Source organism: Bacillus sp. 220_BSPC, from assembly GCF_001054655.1.
Taxonomy (GTDB): Bacteria; Bacillota; Bacilli; order Bacillales; family DSM-1321; genus Peribacillus; species Peribacillus frigoritolerans.
The window spans coordinates 1-2,732 of sequence record NZ_JVPL01000250.1; the positions used below are offsets into that span (position 1 = coordinate 1).

The 2,732-nt window shown below is 37.7% G+C and carries 4 protein-coding genes; 2 read left to right on the top strand and 2 right to left on the bottom strand.

Annotated elements, in window-relative coordinates; translation table 11 throughout:
• Positions 1-156: 156 nt before the first annotated feature.
• On the bottom strand, positions 157-327 hold the full coding sequence (locus tag ADA55_RS19615; RefSeq protein WP_225989034.1) for a hypothetical protein: 171 nt from the start codon (positions 325-327) through the stop codon (positions 157-159).
• Positions 328-519: 192 nt separating this feature from the next.
• On the opposite strand from ADA55_RS19615, the gene ADA55_RS19620 reads away from it, so the two are divergent.
• Positions 520-1,293: an alpha/beta fold hydrolase gene (locus ADA55_RS19620; protein ID WP_048686962.1), complete on the top strand. Its 774-nt coding sequence runs from the start codon at positions 520-522 to the stop codon at positions 1,291-1,293.
• Positions 1,294-1,348: 55 nt separating this feature from the next.
• Positions 1,349-1,981 carry a DUF2238 domain-containing protein gene (locus tag ADA55_RS19625; protein ID WP_375792918.1) on the top strand — a complete coding sequence of 211 codons (633 nt, stop codon included), beginning with the start codon at positions 1,349-1,351 and terminating at the stop codon, positions 1,979-1,981.
• 25 nt (positions 1,982-2,006) lie between these two features.
• Here ADA55_RS19625 and ADA55_RS19630 read toward each other — a convergent pair whose 3' ends face one another.
• Complete coding sequence (locus ADA55_RS19630; protein ID WP_048686965.1) at positions 2,007-2,462, bottom strand: DinB family protein; 456 nt, start codon at positions 2,460-2,462, stop codon at positions 2,007-2,009.
• Between the last annotated feature and the right edge of the window lie 270 nt (positions 2,463-2,732).

Genomic DNA, 2,732 nt, shown 5'->3' on the forward strand with positions numbered 1-2,732 from the left:
AGGCGCAAGCCGAGGAGGCTCCCTGACCGCCCGCGGAAAGCGAGTGCCTGGATCGGAAATCAACGTTCAAATTGTACCGCAAAAAAAACCTGTAGACATACTCGATTTTCATCGAGTTTGTCTACAGTCTGAAATCATCCCCTATAGGAGATGTTTTTATTGATTTTCTGGCTGTTGTTGATTCTGCCCTGGCATCCCAGTCCCCATTCCCATCAAGTTCGTGGCAAGCGGCACCATATTTTTCATTTTCCCGCCATTTCCACTCAACATTTGATAAGTGGCTATACCTACTCCGACCGAAGCGACAACTGGTAAAATTTTATCCATGTTTGCTCTCATTTACATCACCTTATTTTTTATATTTTTGTTCATTGCCTGAACTCTTATATCTTGTTCAAAAGAACCCTAAAAATTCAATTAGTTCGTTACCAAAACAATTAGTAATAAAAACATGTTAAATAGGGAAAATTCTTTCAGGAGGGATATTATGCAAGTACTCTTCGAATGAGGTGAATATTCATGCCAATGTTAGATGTGGACGGTATCAGCTTGCATTATTCTGTTAGGGGAAAAGGGGTTCCTATTGTTTTTATCCATCCTCCTGTACTGACCAGTGTGAATTTCGAATACCAATTGGAGAAATTATCCGAAGAATTCAAAGTCATCACTTTTGATATTAGGGGTCATGGAAGAAGTCAGTATTCAAGACAGCCAGTAACTTATCCCCTGATTATAGAAGATATCAAACATCTGTTGGATCATTTGAAAATTAAAAAAGCAATGATATGCGGATACTCGACCGGCGGCTCCATCGTATTGGAATTCTTGCTGAGTTGTGCCGATAGGGCTCTGGGTGGCATTGTAATAGGCGGAATGTCTGAAGTGAGGGATACCTCTTTAAAGCAAAAGATTTCTTTAGGCATATCACTTGCCCAGAAAGACGCAGTTCCCATTCTTGCGCTTTCCATCTCATGGAGCAATTCAAATACCATTAAGCTGTTCAACAAAATGTTTAATGAAGCCCTAAAAGGAGATGCCCGAAATATCGAGCAGTATTACCATTATAGTTTGCATTATAACTGTACCCATCAGCTTGAGAAAATCAATCTTCCCACTTTACTGATCTATGGCAAACAAGATAAACCAATGTATCGCTATGCCCATTTATTGCATGAAAAATTGCCCTATACGGAATTAAGATTCATTGATCATGTAAAGCATCAAATCCCTACAAAAGCGGCTAATCATTTAAATGAAAGTATTAAGCATTTTATCCATTCACAATCCGATTGATTTTTCCGATTGTGAATTTCAATCTTTTGCTATGTACATATCATAAATTTATGGAGTGAAAAAATTGGGAAGAGATAAAAGTAGACTGATTCATTTATTATTTCTATTGCTAGTCACTGCAGTGTTTATTTGGTCAGTGATTAAGCCTGAAGGATACTTGATATGGACAATGGAAGTCCTTCCTGCCGTAGTGTTTCTGATTTATGTAATGGCCACATATAATAAATTCCGCCTTACTACATTATCCTATTTCGTTATTGCCGTTCTTTCAATTACCATGTTCATCGGTGCCCATTATACGTACACAAAAGTTCCTCTATTTAATTGGATAAAAGATCATTACGATCTAAACCGGAACCACTATGACCGGTTCGGGCATTTCATAAAAGGTTTACTTGCGATTGTGATTAGGGAAATAGTAATCCGTAAAACCCCCCTAACAAAAGGACCGTGGTTATTTGCTGTCACAGTAAGTTTTGCGCTTGCCATTGGAGCACTCTATGAGATCATCGAATGGATAGCTGCCATCATTTCAAAAGGCAGAAAAGCTTCAAAGGACTTTTTAGGAACACAAGGTGATATTTGGGACGCCCAATGGGATATGGCGTTAACCTTGATCGGCTCTATCATCGTATTGTTCACCTTGTCCAAACTTCATGACAAGCTGTTGCGAAAATTGAAAAATTGAATTTAAAAAGAGTGACCTATATAGATCACTCTTTTTTAATCAGGATTTGATTGTTAATATGATGTTCCATATGATCGAGATAGTCTTTTATTAGCCACTCCATTGATTTTAGTTGATTATTTCCTATATCACAAAGATTAGATAATCTATCATTTGGTGTATTCGTTATTATATGAATGATTTGCTTATTTAAAGTACAAAAAAGGTTAACGATCTCATCTAATGGCCGCTCTTGGTAATTCTGGACTAATACCCATTGTTCTTGATTATATGATTGTATAACATATGGGTGTTCTTCGTACTGAATCTTGATAAACCTATTCATATTGTTCAATGCGGAATCGCATAGATGTCCTAAAATCTCTTTTTTGGACCATTTGTGTGGCATTGGCCGATGATTTAGTTCTTTTTCTGTCATCCGGTTGAACTCTTCAGGTATAAAACCTATCCAATGATTGATTCCATCTATTACATTTTTCAATTTGCACTCCCCCTAAGCTTTACCTAAAGGATTTTTATTCGGCAACCAACCGGATAATACCTCCTTCTTCAACTAACTGCACGGTTTGTTGAATATGGCAAATAACAGCCCAAAAGAAAAAACCGAAATCAAAAATGGATTTCGGTTCAGACTTCAGGCAAACTTGAAGAAAAGTCAGTTTGCCTGAAGTTTTATATAAGTTCCAGTTGATTTCAGAAATCCGCTCCCTTTCCGCCGACTGCCTGCCAAGCCTCCTCGACGCAAGCGTCT

What these genes read in the sequence shown, in the direction of transcription:
- ADA55_RS19615 (WP_225989034.1), bottom strand. Translation starts at nt 327, where the DNA reads ATGGATAAAATTTTACCAGTTGTCGCTTCGGTCGGAGTAGGTATAGCC.
- ADA55_RS19620 (WP_048686962.1), top strand. Translation starts at nt 520, where the DNA reads ATGCCAATGTTAGATGTGGACGGTATCAGCTTGCATTATTCTGTTAGG.